At 55.2% G+C, this 19,110-nt stretch carries 23 protein-coding genes; 1 reads left to right on the plus strand and 22 read right to left on the minus strand.

The window, feature by feature from the left end:
• Positions 1 to 87: 87 nt before the first annotated feature.
• The 19 genes from MKZ07_RS12280 to MKZ07_RS12370 all read right to left on the minus strand — a co-directional run bounded on the left by MKZ07_RS12280 (position 88) and on the right by MKZ07_RS12370 (position 14,221).
• Positions 88 to 1,035 (minus strand): polyprenyl synthetase family protein, encoded by a 948-nt coding sequence (locus tag MKZ07_RS12280; RefSeq protein WP_051493869.1) that lies wholly within the window; start codon positions 1,033 to 1,035, stop codon positions 88 to 90.
• The gene (xseB, locus tag MKZ07_RS12285; protein WP_036698378.1) at positions 1,022 to 1,279 is read right to left on the minus strand and encodes an exodeoxyribonuclease VII small subunit; all 258 of its coding nucleotides are present in this window, start codon (positions 1,277 to 1,279) and stop codon (positions 1,022 to 1,024) included. Before xseB ends, MKZ07_RS12280 begins: the two co-directional genes overlap by 14 nt.
• Entirely contained in the window at positions 1,263 to 2,636 is a 1,374-nt protein-coding gene (gene xseA, locus MKZ07_RS12290; RefSeq protein ID WP_036698381.1) for an exodeoxyribonuclease VII large subunit, read from the minus strand. Before xseA ends, xseB begins: the two co-directional genes overlap by 17 nt.
• A gap of 9 nt (positions 2,637 to 2,645) precedes the next feature.
• Entirely contained in the window at positions 2,646 to 3,503 is an 858-nt protein-coding gene (gene folD / locus MKZ07_RS12295) for a bifunctional methylenetetrahydrofolate dehydrogenase/methenyltetrahydrofolate cyclohydrolase FolD (RefSeq protein ID WP_036698383.1), read from the minus strand.
• 86 nt (positions 3,504 to 3,589) lie between these two features.
• A complete protein-coding gene (gene nusB, locus MKZ07_RS12300) occupies positions 3,590 to 4,039 on the minus strand; it encodes a transcription antitermination factor NusB (protein ID WP_076154413.1) in 450 nt (149 codons plus the stop codon).
• A gap of 238 nt (positions 4,040 to 4,277) precedes the next feature.
• Entirely contained in the window at positions 4,278 to 4,511 is a 234-nt protein-coding gene (locus tag MKZ07_RS12305; protein ID WP_036698387.1) for a DUF2273 domain-containing protein, read from the minus strand.
• Between the two features lie 15 nt (positions 4,512 to 4,526).
• The gene (amaP, locus tag MKZ07_RS12310) at positions 4,527 to 5,066 is read right to left on the minus strand and encodes an alkaline shock response membrane anchor protein AmaP (RefSeq protein ID WP_076154414.1); all 540 of its coding nucleotides are present in this window, start codon (positions 5,064 to 5,066) and stop codon (positions 4,527 to 4,529) included.
• A gap of 72 nt (positions 5,067 to 5,138) precedes the next feature.
• Positions 5,139 to 5,555: an Asp23/Gls24 family envelope stress response protein gene (locus MKZ07_RS12315; protein ID WP_036698392.1), complete on the minus strand. Its 417-nt coding sequence runs from the start codon at positions 5,553 to 5,555 to the stop codon at positions 5,139 to 5,141.
• Positions 5,556 to 5,673: 118 nt separating this feature from the next.
• A complete protein-coding gene (accC, locus tag MKZ07_RS12320) occupies positions 5,674 to 7,017 on the minus strand; it encodes an acetyl-CoA carboxylase biotin carboxylase subunit (RefSeq protein ID WP_341025977.1) in 1,344 nt (447 codons plus the stop codon).
• Between the two features lie 56 nt (positions 7,018 to 7,073).
• Entirely contained in the window at positions 7,074 to 7,583 is a 510-nt protein-coding gene (gene accB / locus MKZ07_RS12325; RefSeq protein WP_076154416.1) for an acetyl-CoA carboxylase biotin carboxyl carrier protein, read from the minus strand.
• 277 nt (positions 7,584 to 7,860) lie between these two features.
• Positions 7,861 to 8,808 carry a SpoIIIAH-like family protein gene (locus tag MKZ07_RS12330; RefSeq protein ID WP_341025979.1) on the minus strand — a complete coding sequence of 316 codons (948 nt, stop codon included), beginning with the start codon at positions 8,806 to 8,808 and terminating at the stop codon, positions 7,861 to 7,863.
• A gap of 109 nt (positions 8,809 to 8,917) precedes the next feature.
• A complete protein-coding gene (spoIIIAG, locus tag MKZ07_RS12335) occupies positions 8,918 to 9,556 on the minus strand; it encodes a stage III sporulation protein AG (protein ID WP_076154418.1) in 639 nt (212 codons plus the stop codon).
• Between the two features lie 17 nt (positions 9,557 to 9,573).
• Positions 9,574 to 10,374, minus strand: coding sequence for a stage III sporulation protein AF (gene spoIIIAF / locus MKZ07_RS12340; RefSeq protein ID WP_341025982.1), 801 nt, complete (start codon positions 10,372 to 10,374; stop codon positions 9,574 to 9,576).
• 24 nt (positions 10,375 to 10,398) lie between these two features.
• Positions 10,399 to 11,694 carry a stage III sporulation protein AE gene (gene spoIIIAE, locus MKZ07_RS12345; protein WP_341025984.1) on the minus strand — a complete coding sequence of 432 codons (1,296 nt, stop codon included), beginning with the start codon at positions 11,692 to 11,694 and terminating at the stop codon, positions 10,399 to 10,401.
• A gap of 47 nt (positions 11,695 to 11,741) precedes the next feature.
• Positions 11,742 to 12,131, minus strand: a complete 390-nt coding sequence (spoIIIAD, locus tag MKZ07_RS12350; protein WP_036698407.1) for a stage III sporulation protein AD — start codon at positions 12,129 to 12,131, stop codon at positions 11,742 to 11,744.
• A gap of 9 nt (positions 12,132 to 12,140) precedes the next feature.
• Positions 12,141 to 12,344, minus strand: a complete 204-nt coding sequence (gene spoIIIAC / locus MKZ07_RS12355; protein ID WP_020426549.1) for a stage III sporulation protein AC — start codon at positions 12,342 to 12,344, stop codon at positions 12,141 to 12,143.
• 13 nt (positions 12,345 to 12,357) lie between these two features.
• A complete protein-coding gene (spoIIIAB, locus tag MKZ07_RS12360) occupies positions 12,358 to 12,876 on the minus strand; it encodes a stage III sporulation protein SpoIIIAB (protein ID WP_341025985.1) in 519 nt (172 codons plus the stop codon).
• Positions 12,869 to 13,876 carry a stage III sporulation protein AA gene (spoIIIAA, locus tag MKZ07_RS12365; protein ID WP_341025986.1) on the minus strand — a complete coding sequence of 336 codons (1,008 nt, stop codon included), beginning with the start codon at positions 13,874 to 13,876 and terminating at the stop codon, positions 12,869 to 12,871. The genes spoIIIAB and spoIIIAA overlap by 8 nt, the downstream gene beginning before the upstream one ends.
• Positions 13,877 to 13,957: 81 nt before the next feature.
• Positions 13,958 to 14,221, minus strand: a complete 264-nt coding sequence (locus MKZ07_RS12370) for a YqhV family protein (RefSeq protein WP_372238054.1) — start codon at positions 14,219 to 14,221, stop codon at positions 13,958 to 13,960.
• Positions 14,222 to 14,463: 242 nt separating this feature from the next.
• Here MKZ07_RS12370 and MKZ07_RS12375 point away from each other — a divergent pair, with 242 nt between their 5' ends.
• Positions 14,464 to 15,330 carry a YitT family protein gene (locus tag MKZ07_RS12375; protein WP_179090387.1) on the plus strand — a complete coding sequence of 289 codons (867 nt, stop codon included), beginning with the start codon at positions 14,464 to 14,466 and terminating at the stop codon, positions 15,328 to 15,330.
• 113 nt (positions 15,331 to 15,443) lie between these two features.
• Here the strand turns inward: MKZ07_RS12375 and MKZ07_RS12380 are convergent, their stop codons facing one another.
• The 3 genes from MKZ07_RS12380 to MKZ07_RS12390 all read right to left on the minus strand — a co-directional run bounded on the left by MKZ07_RS12380 (position 15,444) and on the right by MKZ07_RS12390 (position 19,104).
• A complete protein-coding gene (locus MKZ07_RS12380; protein ID WP_036698417.1) occupies positions 15,444 to 16,697 on the minus strand; it encodes an aspartate kinase in 1,254 nt (417 codons plus the stop codon).
• Positions 16,698 to 17,430: 733 nt separating this feature from the next.
• On the minus strand, positions 17,431 to 17,988 hold the full coding sequence (gene efp, locus MKZ07_RS12385; protein WP_036698418.1) for an elongation factor P: 558 nt from the start codon (positions 17,986 to 17,988) through the stop codon (positions 17,431 to 17,433).
• Positions 17,989 to 18,033: 45 nt separating this feature from the next.
• A complete protein-coding gene (locus MKZ07_RS12390) occupies positions 18,034 to 19,104 on the minus strand; it encodes a M24 family metallopeptidase (protein ID WP_036698420.1) in 1,071 nt (356 codons plus the stop codon).
• Positions 19,105 to 19,110: the final 6 nt, after the last annotated feature.

The raw sequence follows: 19,110 nt of genomic DNA on the forward strand, positions 1-19,110 counted from the left end.
CCGCTTTCCTAGATGTTGTAAAATATAAACCCCATTATAACACAAACGAAACGGCTGCTGAAACACAGCCGTTTGCCGAATCTTCATTTAGTGGTCACGTGACATCAAATAATCTGCAATTTCCAGCAGCCGGGACGGGTCCTGGAACCCTCCTTTTAGGATCGCCAGATGCGCAGCAGCCGTAAGTTGCTTCACCTCTTCGCGCGAAGCTTCAAGGCCGATGAAATACGGATAGGTCACCTTCTGCTGTTTGATATCACTGCCGGTCTTTTTGCCCAGCTTGCTCTCATCACCGATGAGGTCCAGAATATCATCCTGAATCTGGAAGGCCAGACCGATCTGTGTGCCGAACCGGCGCAGGGCCTCCAGCTGCCCCTCATTCGCACCGGCGATTCTGCCGCCCGCAAGCAAGGAGAAGATCATCAGATCGCCAGTCTTGTGCAGATGAATATACTGGAGCTGCTGCAGGTCGGTCATTCCCTGCTCGCCTTCCATATCGGCTACCTGACCGCCGACCATACCGCGCGGGCCTGCCATCTCAGCCAGATCCTCCACGATGGACAACACGCGCTCTGCCGGAACCCCATGCTTACGGGAGGCTTGTACCACACTGTAGAACGCATGGGTCAGCAGCGAATCCCCGGCCAGAATGGCCATCGCTTCCCCGAAGACCTTATGGTTCGTCAGCTTGCCGCGCCGGTAATCATCATTATCCATCGCCGGAAGATCGTCATGAATCAGAGAATAGGTATGCACCATTTCAATCGCAGCTGCTACAGGCAGCGCAGCTTCACGGCTGCCGCCCAGCGCTTCGCACGCGGCGGTGACGAGCAGCGGCCGCAGGCGCTTACCACCAGCTTGCAGCGAGTATTCCATCGACTCTCTTAGGACCTGGGGGACGTCCCACTGCTCTGGTACGACCCCGCTTAGAGCAGCAGCAACCCAGCTGCTAACGTCAGCTATATACTGCTCCAGCGGTTCGCGGCCCTGCGGCCCCGCCGCCCCGCCGGATGGCTCAAGCTCAGAATGACTCATCGCTATCGCCTTCCAGCCGGCTGCCGAACGGCTTCTTGCGCAGTTCGCCATCCTCCACGGTGATCATCTCAATCTTGCGCTCTACCTGCTCCAGCTTGCTGCCGCATAGCTGCGAGAGCTTCATTCCCTGCTGGAATAAATCAATCGCCTTCTCCAGGGGAACGTCACCATGTTCAAGCTCACGCACGATACCCTCCAGGCGCTCCATGGCTCCCTCAAAATCCAGTTCAGCTTCCTTCGCCATTCGCTTTGCCATCCTCCTTCATTCCCCATACGTGGCAGTTTAGTTGTCCGTCATTAAGCTTTATGTTGACCACATCGCCAAGCTCTACTTCCTTCAGCGATTTGATTACACGCTGTTCCTTCTCGTCATACACGAGGCTGTAGCCCCGCGACATGACCTTAAGCGGGCTGAGCGCATCCAGATGGCGCAGCTCCGCCCCGAACCGCGCACGCTTATCTGCAAGGCGCGCCTGCATGGCCGCCGTCAGCTCACGGGTGAGGCCATCCGTGCGCCGGCGGGCAGCGCTGACGCTGCTCAGCGGATGGAAGCGCTGCAGGCTCTGGTGCAGCAGCGCACTGCGCCCCTGCGCGCGGCTGTGCCTTGTCTCTGCTGCGCGGAGCAGGGCCGCGCGCAGCATATCCAGCCGCTGCGCGTGCTGGGCCAGCTGCCGGCGGGGGCCGGCCAGCGCCAGCGAGCGCTGCAGCGCAGCGAGGCGTTCGCCGCCGCGCTGCGAGCGGCGCAGCAGCGCTTGGCGCAGCCGCTGCCGGGCCATGCGCAGCTGCCCGGCCAGCTCGGCTGCGCTCGGCACAGCGAGCTCTGCCGCTGCCGTAGGGGTGGCCGCCCGGAGATCGGCGGCGAAATCGGCGATCGTGAAGTCGGTCTCGTGGCCCACAGCCGAGATGACCGGAATCCCGGAGGCCGCTATCGCCCGGGCGACGGCCTCTTCATTGAAGGCCCACAGCTCCTCCAGGGAGCCGCCGCCGCGCCCGACAATCAGCACATCGGCCTCTCCCATAGCATTCAGGTTCTGGATGGCCTGTACAATGGACGGGCCAGCCCCCTTACCCTGCACTAGTACAGGGTAGAGCACAATCGCAACCTGCGGATAACGGCGCTGCAGGGTGATGATGATGTCCCTCACAGCAGCTCCTGTCGGGGAGGTCACAACCCCGATGCAACGCGGGAATTGCGGCAGCGGACGCTTGCGCTCCGCTGCGAACAGGCCTTCCTTCTCCAGCTTGCTTTTCAGCTGCTCGTAAGCCAGATACAGGCTGCCGATTCCGTCAGGCTGCATATGTGTCGCATAGAACTGGTATTGCCCGTCCCGTTCATATACGGTCACATTCCCCCTGGCGATTACCTTCGTGCCTTCCTTCGGCACGAACGGCAGCCGCGAGTTATGCGAAGCGAACATGATAGCTTTGATCCGGCTGCTCTCATCCTTCAGCGTGAAATACATATGCCCGCTTCCGTGATGGGTGAAATTCGAGATTTCACCGCGAATCCATACATCGGACAGCAGCGCATCCGAATCCAGCTTCATGCGGATATATTTGTTAAGCTCCTTGATGGAGTAGATCTGCCGCTCTGCCGCCATAAGTCCGGCCTACTTCAGGCCGCGGCGGCGTTTGGCCGCGATCAGCGTGTTGCTCATCAGCATAGTGATCGTCATCGGTCCCACTCCGCCCGGCACCGGCGTAATGAACCCGGCCACTTCCCGGGCACTCTCATAATCCACATCCCCGGCGAGCTTGCCTGTATCCAGACGGTTCATGCCGACATCAATCACAATCGCCCCCGGCTTCACGAACGAGGCATCGATGAAGTTAGCCCGGCCAATCGCTACCACCAGGATATCTGCCTGACGGCTAAGCTCAGCCATATTCGCTGTGCGCGAGTGGCACATGGTTACTGTGGCATTCTCACGCTGTAACAGCAGGGATACAGGCTTGCCGACAATATTACTACGGCCGATTACAACAGCATGCTTACCGGAGATGTCCGTACCTGTCCGCTTGATCAGTTCAATGACCCCGGCAGGCGTACAGGGAAGCAGACTGTCATCCCCGATGACGAGGTTCCCCACATTGACCGGGTGGAAGCCGTCTACATCCTTCTCCACCGAGATGGCGTCAATCACAGCCTTCTCTTCAATATGCTTCGGAAGCGGCAGCTGAACGAGGATGCCGTCAATATCGCTGCGGCCGTTCAGGTCTGCCACCAGTGCCAGCAGCTCCTGCTGGGTGGTAGCAGCATCGAGCCGGTGCACTTCGGAATGGAAGCCCAGTTCAATACAGGACTTCTCCTTGTTGCGCACATAGACCTGGGAAGCCGGATCTTCACCGACCAGAACGACAGCCAGACCCGGCTTCACGCCGCGCTCTGCTAAGTCTGCAACCTCCCGGGCAATTCCGATCCGAATGTCGTCCGATACCTGTTTACCGCTGATAATCGCTGCTGTCATGTAAGTCTCTCCCCTATTGTCTATTGAAGGCTTATAAGCCTGTTACTGCCGCTTGCTGCTCAATCTGAATCGAATCTGAAGCTGAACTACAGCTCAGCTCTAAGCGTGTCCACATCCTGAATCATTTTACCGAGGACACCGTTCACGAATTTACCGGAATCTTCTGTGCCGAAATGCTTGGCCAGATCAATCGCCTCATTGACAGACACCTTGGCTGGCACATCGCTGGCGAAGATCATCTCGAAGGTAGCCAGACGCAGAATCTGACGGTCTACGCGTGACAGGCGGCTCATCTGCCAGCCCTTAAGGTAATGCTCCAGCATATCGTCAATCGCCATTTTGTGCTCCCACACGCCGTTAACATGGGTAACTACATAAGCCTTAAGTTCAATCTCATCTGTAATGACGCGCTCGGTTTCGTTCTCATCCGCCGCTTCTTCAATCAGCATCTCAACCGCTTCAGTTACCTCAACATCGTTCATTTCCATCTGATACAGGCTTTGTACAATAATTTCTCTCGCTAAACGTCTCTTCATGTGTTCCTCCTACGAACTAACTTTCATTCTTGTTTTCGTTTATTTTGTTGTTTTTGATGTTACGCAATTCAACTACAATCATCGGAAATCGGACCATACTAGTACTTACATTTCCCTAAATGCGGATTTCAAACGAATTCAGCTTCCTAAGCCGCAAAAAAACCGCGCAGCCTTTCTTCCGCAGGTCAGCAACTCAAAGTAACGGGTTCCAGGCTTCCGGGAGAAAGACTATCGCGGTTCACTTGAAGGGACGCCAGCGTCCGGACAGCCGCTCTGCGATCTCCTGCCATTGAAACAGGGGACCCTGCGCGGTATCCTTTCGTTTGCCGAACGTATATCCGATGAACACTACCAGTGCAAAGAACAGCATATCCCAAAAACCGCTAATCAGATAAATCAATCCGAGAAAGACACCGAAGGCAACTCCGGTAATTCTACCCCCGTGACTTTCCCATACTTCTCTCCAGGACATAAGGGAAACTCACCTCTATTCCACTCGACTTTTGAAGCTTGGTGCCTGTGTGAGGTTAGCAATGTATACAGACACATCTGCAACCGGAATTCCGGTTGTCTCCTGCACGAAATCATGTACCTGGCGCTGTACATCCGTAGTTAGCAGCGGCAGCGAATGCTCGCCGTCGACGACCGCCCGGATCATAATCTCAAGACCCGCCTGTGAGACACGGATGCGTGATTTCAGGTCGCGGATGCCCTTCACTTTGCCCGCAGCCTTCAGACTCAGGTTCTCAATGGTCTCCATCGAGATCTGAATATCCCCGTATTCTGTTCGCTGATCCACAGACGGCAGGGATGCGCGGTCGCGGCGCAGGGAGATGTAGAAGAAGCGGATGCTCAGCAGGAACAGAATGACCGCCACCGAGATTGCAGCGATATAGACCGCCGGTCCGTCCGAAATCTCATACTTGTCCGGGATGATACCGCTTAAGAGGAGGATGGCAGTTACAGATAGTATTCCAATGCTTAAGCTGTAGAGGAACAGCAGAAGCCTGTCCAGAATTTTGGCCACGAGTCTCACAACCTCCTTAAATTAAGGTAAACCCTCGACGCACTGTCGGGGGTTTATGGAAGAACTGAACCCTTACTTCACGCGGATAACCGCATCCGTGTCCTCGCTCTTGTCAATGCTTGTATTGCTTTTGAACTGCACATCATGAATATGCACATTCACTTCCACAACGGTCAGACCGGTCATGGTTTCGATGGAGCGCTTAACATTGCGCTGAATTTCAGCAGCCACTTCCGGAAGACGGTAGCCGTATTCGATAATTACGGACACATCCACCGCAGCCTCGCGCTGTCCAACCTCAACCTTAACCCCTTTGGACAGGTTCTTGCGTCCGAGAAGCTCCACGATTCCGCCGGCGAAACCGCCGCTCATTCCGGCCACACCTTTCACCTCAACGGTTGCCAAACCGGCGATAACCTCGATCACTTCTGGAGCGATCTGGATTTCACCGATTTCCGTACGTTCAAATTCTGTCGGCAATGTACTCATTTGGACTTCACACCTTTCCAGCAAAAAAGTTGTAGGGGCACTTCAAGCGGGCAGTACGCCTATTATTAAACATACTATATCATTTGACGAACTTTATGACAAACCATGAGAAGCCGTCCTAAACTTCATACTCCTCAAGGAACTTGATATCGAAGTTCCCGTCCAAAAACACCGGATGCTCCAGCAGTCTCTGGTGGAATGAAATGGTGGTATGTATGCCCTCCACCGCAAATTCAGCCAGTGCACGCTTCATCTTGGCGACAGCCTCTTCCCGGGTCGGTGCCCAGACGATCAGCTTGGCAATCATGGAGTCATAAAAAGGTGAAATGGTATAGCCGGGGTAAGCTGCGCTGTCCACCCGTACACCGAGTCCGCCCGGAGGCAGATAGAAGCCGATTTTGCCGGGAGACGGCATGAAATTACGTTCAGGGTCCTCCGCATTGATCCGGCACTCGATCGACCACCCGTTGATGACAATATCCTCTTGGGTGAAGGAGAGAGTGTTACCTTCCGCCACAGAGATCATTTCCTTGATCAGATCTACTCTGGTAACCATCTCTGTCACTGGATGCTCCACCTGGATACGGGTATTCATCTCCATGAAATAGAACTGGCCGTCAGGCCCGAGCAGGAATTCAAGTGTGCCCGCCCCCGAGTAATTAACTGCATGCGCGGCACGGACAGCCGCTTGGCCCATCGCCTCACGGGTTTCCGGTGTCAGGATGGAGCAAGGTGCTTCCTCCAACAGCTTCTGGCGGCGGCGCTGCACAGAGCAGTCACGTTCACCCAGATGGACTACGTTGCCGTGATTATCGGCGATGATCTGAATCTCCACATGCTTCATGCCGGTCAGGAATTTCTCCAGGTAGACCCCGGCATTGCCGAAGGCCTTCTGAGCCTCCTGCTGGGCTGCGGTAATCTGCTTCACCAGTGACTCTTCATCCTCGGCAATACGGATGCCCTTGCCTCCGCCGCCTGCGGTAGCCTTGACGATGATCGGATACCCGATATCCCGTCCCAGCATCACCGCTTCTTCTATGTCGCCGACAAGCCCCTCGGAGCCCGGTATAATCGGAACCCCAGCCTGCTTCATCGTCTCCTTGGCTACGGCCTTGTCGCCCATCCGCGTAATTGCATCCGGCGACGGACCGATGAAGGTAATGTTGCAGGATTCACAGATCTCGGCGAAATCTGCGTTCTCCGCCAGGAAGCCATAGCCGGGGTGAACGGCATCGCATTCCGTCAGCGTAGCAACGCTCATAATATTAGTAAAGTTCAAATAGCTGTCCTTGGCGGGCATCGGTCCGATACAGTACGCCTCATCCGCAAGACGGACATGCAGGGAATCACGGTCCGGTTCCGAATAGACAGCCACGGTGGCAATACCCAGCTCGCGGCAGGCCCGGATAATGCGGACCGCAATCTCGCCGCGGTTGGCAATCAACACTTTTTGAATGTTCATGCATTTCCTCCCAAAGTTTAGCGAAGCTTGCAAGCTCCTCCTCATTCTCGCGGCAATTATTCCGCTCTCACCAGAAACAGCGGCTGGCCGTATTCCACCAGTTGCCCGTTCTCAACCAGGACAGAGACAATCTCGCCCTTCACTTCGGCTTCCAGCTCATTCATCAGCTTCATCGCTTCAATGATGCAGACCGTGGATTTCTCATTTACCCGGTCTCCGACATTAACAAAGGAAGGCGTCTCCGGTGAAGCGGCACTGTAGAAGGTCCCGACCATCGGCGAGACGATTTTATGTAATGCGCCTTCAGCGGAGGTTGCGGGCTGCTGCGCCGCAGCAGGAGCTTCACTGACAGCCGGAGGGGCAATGAACTGCGGACTTTGCGGCTGCGGGGCTGGCGTAAAGGGGTAGTTATAAGGAACCGCCTGAATTACTGTTCCTTCAGCTTCAGAGCGATCCGGTTTACGGATAGCCAGCTTCATACCTTCGCTTTCAATCTCCAGCTCGTGCACGGAGGAAGTCTGGTCCAGCAATTGAATTAATTCCTTAATCTCACTTAACTTGAACATTGGGTAGTTCACTCCTTCAGCTTTCTCTCGAAGCCATTTTGGGACGCAGGCTGAGCAGGATACGATATCCGTTCTGACAAGCATACCTGTAAGGCGGGTCTGCTCTGTAATTCTCTTGAATCGCTACCTTGTGTAACCGCTGCCTGCGTAATCTTCTTTTTCTATGCATCGATAACTTTATGTATTATATCACAAACGCTAGAAATGGAAAGAGCCTGGGACGCGCCCGGGCTCTTTCGGCATTTTATTCTATTTTCCCTGATTATATTCAGCAGGCTTACTGCTCCGAGACGTATTGGACCTTAATCTTGTCTTGGGTAACGCTCAGTTCCTTCATTACAAAATCCACGATGCCAACCGCCTGCTTCACATCCAGCTTATCGCTGAGCACCACGATTGTATAGGCGTCACCCGCTTCTTCTTTCACAATGGCCTCACCGTATTTTTGTTGAAGCTTTTCTTCAATCCCGGTGATTTTGGATTCCTTCTCTTCCAGCTTGTTAAGCTGTTCCTGGGCAACCGCACTCTCGGCTGGTGTCTTATCCATATTGTTAATCAGTGCCATAAGATCATTGTGGTCCTTCAGGTTCTTCTGCTCGCGTTCGTACAGATAGTTCGTGAACAGGCTGCTGGCCGATACACTCTGCGAAGCCACTTCATCCAGGATTTCCTTATCGTCCTTCGCCGGAGTCTTGTCTACAGCGGCTGACGTATCCTTGCTGTCTTTGCTGTCTTTGCTGTCTTTGCTGTCCTTGGTATCCTTAGTGTCCTGAGTGTCCTTATTTTCAATGGTATCCTTGCTGCCAGCCGTATCCTTGCCTTTATCAGCCGTAGTAGTGGCTGCCTTATCCGTTGTAGCAGTTGTATCCTTAGCGGTATTGCTGCTGTCAGCAACCACACTGCTGTCATCTATCACGGCCGGAGTCGTACTGTCTTCAGTTGCCACTGTTGATGCTGCTTCATCCTTGACGGTCTTGCTGCTGTCATCCACGGTTCCTACTGCAATACCTTTGTCTGTGCTGACCTCTTTGATGACTAGTCCGCTGTCAAGCGTAGTGGCGGTTCCGCCGCCCGTCCCGTCTTTTATAGTGTCCACCTGGATGCTGCCTGCGGTTTCTTTGGGGATGGGAGCCCCCGTATCTTCCGTGAACAGATAATATGCAGAGAGCACTACCATCAAACTGAGCATAGAAACCAGCCAAATCGTTTGTCTTTTGCCCTTCATTGTTTATACCTCCTATAATTTTGTTGCCAGCCCTCTTGTCGTGTGTGTCGCGTGTGTATCGTACAAGCCTCTTCTGTTAAAGCATATGCCGGGGTTGCCTGAGACATGCCTATTCCTGCTTGCGCGGGACAACAGAAATCCGGTAGACCGGAACGTTAAGCCCTTTTTCAACCGCCTGCTCAATCAGACTGCGCACGACCTTGTTCTCTGCCCCTTTGGCGACCACCAGCACTCCCCGTACCTGAGGCTTCACCCGCTTGGTGATGATCGGGGCCTCGTTCCCTGACTGGCTGTAAGTGACGATCTGGCCGTCCCTGGTGTACTGGGTGGTATGGCGTTTACCGCCGCTGGCATCTGTTTCTTCACTTTGCTGCTGCGAGTCATTCATATTGCGCTGCACGATAATCTCCTCTGTGGAATCTACGGTGACCATGATATCTACAGTACCGACCCCCACGATTTTCTCCAGAATCCCCTTCGTGCGGTTCTCCATCGCCAGTTCGATGCTGTCAAAAGAATTCGCGCTCCCGGCCTCCTGCTGCAGGACGGTCTGCGAGGTCCCGCTGTCCGGCGGTTCACGCCCCGTGTTCTCGTTGTCCAGCTTCTTCACATTCACGAAGGAGTTGAACAGCATGATCGCAACACCCAGCAGGCCGATAATGATCAGCCAGCGGAAGGTGTGGCTGCGCTTCGGGCTGCCGCTGCCGCCTCCGGCCCACTGCTCCAGCTTTTTCAGCCAATTGCCCATTGATTGCCCGCCTCCTCTTATGATTTCACGGTACCGGCCCCGCTGCTCTGCACCTTGATCAGGGTGGGGTCCAGGTTCCAGTTCTGCTCCAGCAGCTTGATAATTGTTCCGGCTTCCTCCGCCAGGGGCTCCTGCGTCCCCTCCGTTCCACTCCCGGAAGAGGGTGACGCCGGAGCCGAACCCCCTGAGGAAGCAGCTTCCTGCGCTTCACCATCCCCGCCGCTGCCCTCCAGGCTGACCTGGACCGGTTCCACAGGGTTAATCTGGATCGGCCCGGCTGACGGGTGGGCTGCAGTACCAGCGCCCGGGACAGCGCCTCCAGAGGCGCTCTGCTCCGGCGGGAGAGCTACCGTGACCGAGGAGATCAGCGGCACCTCCTCGCCCAGCGGCGCATTTGGGTTCGGGCCCATGGCCAGGGCCACCGTCACCTTCACCCCGCCGAGCCCGGTGCTCCCGGCAATCTGGTCGCGCATCTGGCCGGCGATTTCCTCGGCAGCCAGCTTCAGGCTCTGGTCACGTGCTCCGGCAGCAAGCATCCGCCCGTCTGCCAGAATCTTGTCCAGCGAATCCGGTGCGCCGCCCGTTCCGCTTAGTAGCCCTCCGCTTCGTTCCTGCTGCTGCATCGCCACGGTCAACTCCTTGCTCGCATCCCCCTTCAGCAGAGAGATTATCGGGCTGAGCATCGTTAGCAGAACCAGCAGGCTGAGCACCAGCCTGGCGTAGCGTTCCATGGATTTACTGGGCAGCAGCATCTCCACGAATGCAGCCATCAGCACGACGAGAATCAGCTCATGGAGCCAACTGCTGAGCCAGGACATGGCGCACCTCCTTGTCATTTCGTTCTATCGCATCATCACGGTCACATTGCCCGCCGTCAGCATAATGGTTACCGCCAGGAAGAACATCAGCGAGACCGCGGCCAGCGCCGCGAAGACATAAATCATACTTTTGCCAATCGTCTGCAGGCAGGTCACGATCGGTGTCTCTCCCAGCGGCTGCATGACGGCGGCGGCCAGATTGTAGATCAGAGCGAGGATCAGAATTTTGATCGCCGGGAACGCGCACAGGAAGAGGATAATAATCACTCCCGACAGCCCGATGGCGTTCTTCACCAGCAGTGAGGCCGAGATGACTGTGTCCGTAGCATCCGCGAACATTTTACCGATCACCGGTACGAAATTTCCTGTAATATATTTGGCCGCGCGTATAGTCACTCCGTCTGTAACCGAGCTGGTAATCCCCCGGACGGAGATCACGCCGAGAAACACCGTCAGCAGCACCCCCAGCAGCCCGGCCCCGATATTGCGCAGCAGGTTGGCCAGATGGGTCAGCTTGTATTTCTCCGACATGGCGCTCACCAGATGCAGCACCGCCGAGAAGAACAGCAGCGGGAAGACCAGCGTATGAATCAGCGTGCCTACGGTATGGATCATGAATACAATCAGCGGGTGGGTCACCGACACCGTGACGATATTGCCCATCGAGGCCAGCAGCGCGAACAGCAGCGGAATCATAGCCATCATGAAGTCGATCATCCGGTCGATGGCATCCTTGGCATACCCGATAGCAACGTTGAAGCTGTTGACGGCGATGACAAGCACCACCATGTAGCAGAGCATATAAGCGATCTTACTGACGGATTTCCGTTCAAAAGCGGTCTGCAGCGTCTCCAGAATCATGCTCAGCACACTGATCATCACTATCGTGACCAGCAGCTTGCCGTTGTAGAGCACCTCGTGCCACATGAAATTCATCAGGCCGGACAATACGCTTTTGAAGCTTAAGCCCTTATCCCCCGGCAGCAGCATATCCATCAAGGAAGGTGTCCGGCCCTCCGGGAAAAATCCACCGTAATCCTTCATTAGCTGGTCCCAGTAAGACTCCACTTTGTCCTTTGGCAGATGCTCCACCTGCCCTTTCACCCACTGGTCAACAGGAGACGCCGGGCCTCCGCTGCCGCCTGTAGCCGGGGACGAAGGAACCGGAGCCGTACTTGCAGCATCTGCAACACTTGCAGAACTTGCGGCACTTGCCGTGCTTCCACACAGCAGAAGCAACTGGAGCACCAGCAGCAGGGCTGGCAGAAGCAGGAGCGCTTTTACCCCTTTTGGCGGCCGAAAAATACTATACTCCTGCATTCCCCTCACCTCCGCTTTACTCCAACTTGTCCGGCATGTCCGCTGTATCAGGCTGGCAGCAGCTTCATGACCGTTTCAATAATAATGCTGATAATCGGAACAGCCAGTACCATGATCAGCACCTTGCCGGCCAGCTCAATCTTGGAAGCAATCGATTCCTGCCCGGCATCCCTCACGATCTGCGCCCCGAATTCCGCGATATAGGAGATGCCGATGATTTTGAACACGGTTTTGATATGGATCATTTCCATCCCGGAGGATTCCGCGACCCGCTCCAGCGTACCGAGAATCGTTCCGATCTTGCCGATCAGGAACAGGAAGATCAGAATGCCGGCCGCAGTAGTCAGCAGGAAGGCGAATACCGGCTTTTGCTCCTTCAGGACGAGGATAAGGACCGTCGCCAAGATGCCAATTCCCACAATCTGAATGATTTCCATAACTTCAGCCTACTGAAAAAGAAAAATCGTTTTGATTTCCTGCAGCAGCCCATCCAGCATGCGGATGACCATGAACAGGACGATGATAAAGCCGACAATCGTTACCCAGTGGGCGATATCCTCTTTGCCCATCTGCTTAAGCACCGTGTGGATCATGGCGATAATGATGCCGATGCCGGCAATCTGAAAGATCGCGTTGACTTCAATATTCATTCCTGGCACCTCGCTAAAAGATCAAAATGACGATCAATGCTCCAAGCAGCAGACCCAGGCTTTTACTCACCTTCTCATACTTGCCCTGATCTTCTCTGGCCGCTGTCTCCTCCTGCTTCAATTGCTGTAAAGCTAGTGCAATATGCGTGCTCTGATTCGGCCGGTCACTGGTTCCGAGCGTGCAGCTGAGCTGCCGGATGATCTCCTTCTCCGTGCCCCGCAGCGATGCGCTGCTCCAGTGGACTTCCACCGCCCGCCGGATGGCCTCTTCCGCACTGTAGTTATGCGGCGGATTCATCTCGTCCGCCGCCGTAAGAAAGAAGGCCCGCAGCGGCTCCTTCGTCTGCAGCCCGATCCGGCGCAGCGCCTCCGGCAGCGGCGTGTAGCCGTACTGGATCTCGGTCTCCAGCCGCTGGAGCGCTGCAATCAAGGCCCGGATATGCCTTGGCCGGTCGGCATACTGGGCCGCCCGCTTGAAGCCGGCCAGTGTTCCGGCCAGCACGATAAGTACCGCGCCAAGCAGTTTAAGCATGGCGGTCACCCCCTGACACCGGCTGCTCCTCCGGCGAGACCAGCAGCAGCCCGCGCTTCTGGGCATCCAGAATGCGGAAGGACAAGCCGGAGGTTCCGCGGTGCAGAATCACATACCGCTCGAACATCCGGTGCTCCAGCAGCCCGCCGAGGCCCGGCCGCCGGGCCAGCTCGGACACTTCCTTGCCGTGCGCGGAAGCGACCACCGAGATCCCGGCGTGCAGCGCCTCGGTCACCGCATCCGCGTCCTCCATGCGGCCGATTTCATCGGCGATCAGCACATCGGGCGACAGGGAGCGGATCATCATCATCATGCCTTCCGCCTTGGGGCAGCCGTCCAGAATATCCGTGCGGGGCCCGACATCGAAAGCCGGAATTCCCCGGCGGCTGCCCGCAATCTCGGAGCGTTCGTCGACGATGCCGACCTTCAGCCCCGGCCGGCTGCCTTCCCGGCCCCCGCTTGTACCTGCCGACAGCTGCCTGGCCAGATCGCGCAGCAGTGTGGTCTTGCCATGCTGCGGCGGGGACAGGATCAGCGTATGCATGACCCGCTGCCGCCCCCGGTCCAGCAGATAAGGCAGCACGCCATCGGCGATGCCGTGCACCTCACGGGCAAGACGCACGTTGAAGCCGGTAATATCACGCAGATGCTCCACACCGCCCCCGCTCAGAACCGTCCGGCCGCAGAGGCCGATCCGGTGTCCGCCCGGAATGGTGATGAAGCCCTTGCGCAGCTCCTCCTCCATCGTATAGAGGGAATGATTGCTGATGAGGTCCAGCAGCCGGTGCGTATCCTCCCGGTCCGGCCGGTACGCCTCGCCGGGTAGCTGGGTCAGGGTGCCGCCGGCGCCGATGAAATGATACTTGCCGGAATAGTTGATCTCCAGCGGCCGTCCCTCACGGACGCGAATCTCCTCCACCTTGTCCAGGAGCGCAGCGGGGAGGCCGCCGAGCAGCGCTCTTACTTTTTCGGGAAACAACAGAAGCCAGTCATTTGCCATACCAGGTACCCCCAAGCTGTCCTCTACTAATAGCTTTATTTCATATTTATGCTTGTACTTATGCTTTATGCCTATCATCTATCATTTCTTGAGAATCCCGAATAAGAGAATAGCCACCCCGCAGCCAATCCAGCCAAGCTTGCCCCAGGACAGCTGCTCTGCCATCCCTGTAAGGCCGACAGCCGTAGTCAGAATGAGGATCGTAGGGCCGACAAGTGCCAGTCCCGAATTAACAGCCAGCGCCTTATCCACCTGATTCAGCTTCAGCATAATCAAGGCCGCCGCAATCTCAACACTGCCGGACAGCAGCCGCAGGCCAGACATCCAGCTTACATACTTGTCCAAATATCTCAACTCCTTCGTTCAAATCTATGGATCGTACACAATCCCTGCACATCAAACAAGCTGTTATCCATGGATATGCGGAAGGGCGCGACTTTAGACAAGGAGAAATGGGGATACTAGCGGAATATTCAGGAGGTGTGAAAGAAATCATAGTCCCGCCCTCTATAAAAAAATATCATCGGTATGATAAAATTAATTTTGCCGTATCAAAAGATAACTGAGCAAAGAAGGGGACCACAGTCATGCAAGTTCGTAATTTCGTAATACCGCTTGTATCAGGAACGATAGCCAGACAGGTAAAAGAGGTAGCCATTATTGTATTTTCAGCCTTTCTGGTAGCAGCAGGGCTCCGCCTGTTCCTGATTCCGCACCAATTGCTCAGCGGCGGTGTAGCCGGGACAGCTTCCATCATCGGGTATTTGACTCATCCAAAATTTATCTCGCTGTACTATTTCGCCATCAATCTCCCGATCCTGATCTGGGGCTTCGTCGCCGTGGGTAAAAAGTACATCTGCTATAGCATGCTGTCTGTCCTGTGCACTACCTGGTTTCTGAACGTCATCCCTGTGGTGAAGCTCACCAAGGACCCGATTCTGGCCAGTATCTTCGGCGGGGTAATTATTGCGGGAGGGGTGGGCTTCTCGCTGCGGGCGGGCGGTTCTTCCGGGGGCTTCGACATTCTCGGTTCTATCATTACCCGTAAGCGGGATATTCCCATGGGCACCGTGTTGTTCGTCATGGACGGCCTGGTTATCTTATGTCTCGGCTTCTTCAAAAGCTGGGATTCCGCACTCTACGCGATGCTCTGTATCTTCGTCAAAAGCCGGGTGGTGGATATGATTCACATCCGCCATGTCAAGCTGACCTGCTTCATCGTCACCAAGGAGCGCGAGAAAATGCTGAACCGGCTGACCAGCCTGCCCCACGGCATCACCGTTGTGAACGCGGAGGGCGGGTACAGTCACGAGGGCAACACGATGCTGATGACCGTAACCACCCGCTATGAGCTGGCAGATCTGCGCAAAACGATTCTGGAGACCGATCCGAAATCCTTCGTTAACGTACTGGAGACCGTGGAGATTATGGGCAGGTTCCGGCGGCTGAGCTAGCGAGTGCATGGTGCGGGCCATTCTTAACTAATGTATGACACACAAAAAGAGTGCTGTTCTCCGCATCTGCGGGGAATAGCACTCTTCTGTAATTACGATACCTTCCGGCAGGCTTAGCGGCGGTCCTGTGGACCTCCAACGAAGGCTTGCTCTTCTGTATCTAAGTTATAAGCGGTATGCAGCGCCTGAATAATCTGCTGCAGGTTGCCGGATTCAATCACACACGATACCTTGATCTCGGAGGTGCTGACCATCTTGATGCTCACGCCTTCATTCGAGATGACCTCGAACATCTTGGCGGCAACCCCCGGGTGGCTAACCATCCCGGCGCCGACAATCGATACCTTGACCAGACTGTCCTCGGAAGTCACTTCACGGTAAGGCAATACGCTGTGCAGCCCCTTGATGACTTCTTTGGCCTTCTCAAGATCGCCAAGCGCTACAGTGAAGGAGAAATCTGCCGTCTCGTTCTGTACTCCGCTCTGCACGATAATGTCAACATCCACGCCCTCATCGGCCAGCTTGCCGAATACCTGGGCGAGTACCCCCGGCACATCAGGAACTCCCAGAATACTGATCCGGGCCACATTCTTGTCATAGGCAATTCCGCTTACTGCTACACCCTGCTCCATGCTTGCTTCCTCCTTCACCACAGTACCTTCATTATGGTTAAAGCTTGATCTTACGACCAGCTTCACTTGATATCGTTTGGCATATTCCACAGCACGCGGATGCAGCACGGCTGCCCCGAGATTCGCCAGTTCCAGCATCTCGTCGTAGGAGATTTCCTTCAACTTGCGCGCCGTCTTCACAATACGCGGGTCAGTCGAGTAGATGCCATCTACGTCGGTGTAGATCTCGCAGACATCCGCTTTGATCGCTGCAGCCAGCGCAACCGCTGTCGTATCCGAGCCTCCGCGGCCCAGTGTAGTGATCTCGCCATCCAGCGTCATGCCCTGGAATCCGGCTACAATCACAATCTGCTCACGCTCCAGCGACTCCAGCACCCGGCGTGGAACAATCTCACTGATCCGTGCCCGGCCGTGGGTCTCATCGGTACGGAACCCGGCCTGCCAGCCTGTATAGGATACGGCATTCCGGCCGATTCCGTGAAGCGCAATCGACAGAAGTGCAACGGAGATCTGCTCTCCGGTAGTCATCAGCATATCCATCTCGCGTGCGGGGGGCTGACCGTTCAGCTGATTCGCCTGATCGATCAGATCATCTGTGGTATCTCCCATAGCGGAGACCACCACAACGCAGCGATGCCCTTCATCCTGCTTGGCTGCGATCCGCCCTGCAACACGCTTCATGCGTTCAACGTCGCCGACGGAGCTGCCCCCGAATTTCATGACATAAAGTGACAAAGTTCCATTCACTCCCTATTTCGCTCTAAAGTAGCTTAAATTTTGGTTAACGCTTTAACACAGTATAATACGAAAATCATAACATGCGTTAATGGTTTCACAAAATAAAATGCCCATTTTTGATGAACCCGGCCTTAACCCCGAACCCGCCGCGGCCTGCTCAGGCTTCATTCAGGTGCACTACTGCTCCTCATTCGCTCATCCAGCCCGCTTTAGCCCAATTCAGGAGCACTAGTGCACCTCATTCGCTCATCCAGCCCGCTTTGGCTCAATTCAGGAGCACTAGTGCTCCTCATTCGCTCATCCAGCCCGCTCTAGCCCAATTCTGGAGCACTAGTGCTCCTCATTACTCTCATCCAGCCCGCTTCGGCTCCATTCAGGAGCACTAGTGCTCCTCATTCGCTCATTCACTCCACATTCAGCCCCACCGGAGACGTCCGTTAGAGGGATTTATCCCTTTGAGTCCTAATGTGCCTCCCGCTTTCTGCGGATCTGAGGGATTTATCCCTTTGATTTCCCCGGCCTGTCCACTTTTAGTTTAATTAAAGGGATTAATACCCCTAATCCCCCCATTCAGCTAACTTCCCGCTAAATCTGAGGGATTTATCCCTTTCATCCTTTTCAGCCCCTTTTCCATCACTTCTTCCCTCTTGCCCAGCCTGCCACAGCAAAAAGACCTCCACCGCATCAAGCGGGGAGGCCCTCAAGTTACAACTGGAATCCAAAAAGGCTCCTACGCGCGGGAGATATATTTACCTTCGCGGGTATCGACCAGGAGAACATCTCCTTCATTAATGAACAGCGGTACCTGAACCGTATGACCGGTCTCTAGAATAGCGGCTTTGGTTGCACCTTGAGCCGTGTTACCCTTCACGCCTGGTTCGGTCTCGGTAACCTTCAGCTCTACGCTGGTCGGCAGGTTGATCCCGAGGATTTCACCCTGGTAGCTGACGATATTCACTGTCATGTTCTCTCTAAGGAAGTTAAGCTCCCATTCGAGCTGCTTGGCTGTCAATTCGAACTGGTCGTAAGTCTCGTTGTCCATGAACACATGCTCAGAGCCGCTTGCATATAGGTATTGTACGCCACGGTTCTCGATGATGGCACGGCCAATGGTTTCACCGGCACGGAACGTGCGTTCAACCGTATTGCCGTTACGCAGGTTCTTTAGCTTGGAGCGGACGAAGGCTGCGCCTTTACCCGGCTTCACGTGCTGGAAATCTAGGACGGTGAAGATGTCCCCTTCTACTTCTACGGTCAAGCCTGTCTTAAAATCGTTAACTGAAATCACAAAAAATCCCTCCTGGAATCCATAAATGAACTGAATAATAGTGTCTTACAGTACCATGTAATCCTTAGATGAATGTGTCAGCAGCGTGATGCCGCTCTCGGTAATGACAATATCATCTTCAATCCGTACGCCGCCAAGACCTGAGAGATAGATTCCCGGCTCCACAGTGACAACCATCCCCGGCTGGATGACTTCATCCGCCAGCTTGGACAACCGCGGCCATTCATGTACTTCCATCCCGAGACCATGGCCTGTGCTGTGGCCGAAGTATTCACCATACCCGTAGCGGGTGATGATATCACGGGCCAGGGCATCACATTCACGGCCGGTCATGCCGGGCTTGATATGCGCCAGCGTATGAAGCTGCGCTTCAAGCACAATATCATAGATCTCCTTCAACTTAGGGTCCGGTGATCCCAGAGCAATTGTACGGGTCACATCGGAGCAGTAACCGTCAAGGAGAGCGCCGAAATCGAAAGTGACGAATTCGTTGTTCCCGATAACCTTGCTGCTCGCTACTCCATGCGGCATAGCTGAACGCTCACCGGAAGCGACGATCGTATCGAATGAAGACGAAGTTGCACCATGCGTACGCATGTAGAATTCCATTTCCAGATCGACATCGCGTTCCGTCATGCCCGGCTTGATCACATTCAGGATATGACTGAACGTGGCGTCTGCCAGATCGGCAGCCCGCTGCATAACAGCCAGCTCTTCCTCGTCCTTGAACATGCGCAGGTTCTCAACAGCCTTCGATACCGGTACCATAGCTGCCGGGGCAAGAGCCTCCGCATAAGCGGTGTATGCACTGAAGGTCACATCATCCTGCTCGAAGCCGACACGGACTTGTCCGCCCTTCGGCAGCAGTTCCCGCACGGTGTCAATGAATTTCGAGTCATGCTGTACCACCTTGAGGCCATTCACCTGTTCCGAGGCCTGTGTCATATACCGGAAGTCCGTCAGCAGATAACTGTCATCACCGGTAACCAGCACGTACCCGGAGGAGCCGGTGAACCCACTCAAATAGCGGCGGTTATATCCGCTGGTAATTAACATCGCATCCAGTCCCAGTTCCTGCAGAACCTTACGCAGCTTGGAGACGCGCTTGTTGCCCATTTTCAT

The organism is Paenibacillus sp. FSL P4-0338, from assembly GCF_038002365.1.
Lineage (GTDB): Bacteria > Bacillota > Bacilli > Paenibacillales > Paenibacillaceae > Paenibacillus_AQ.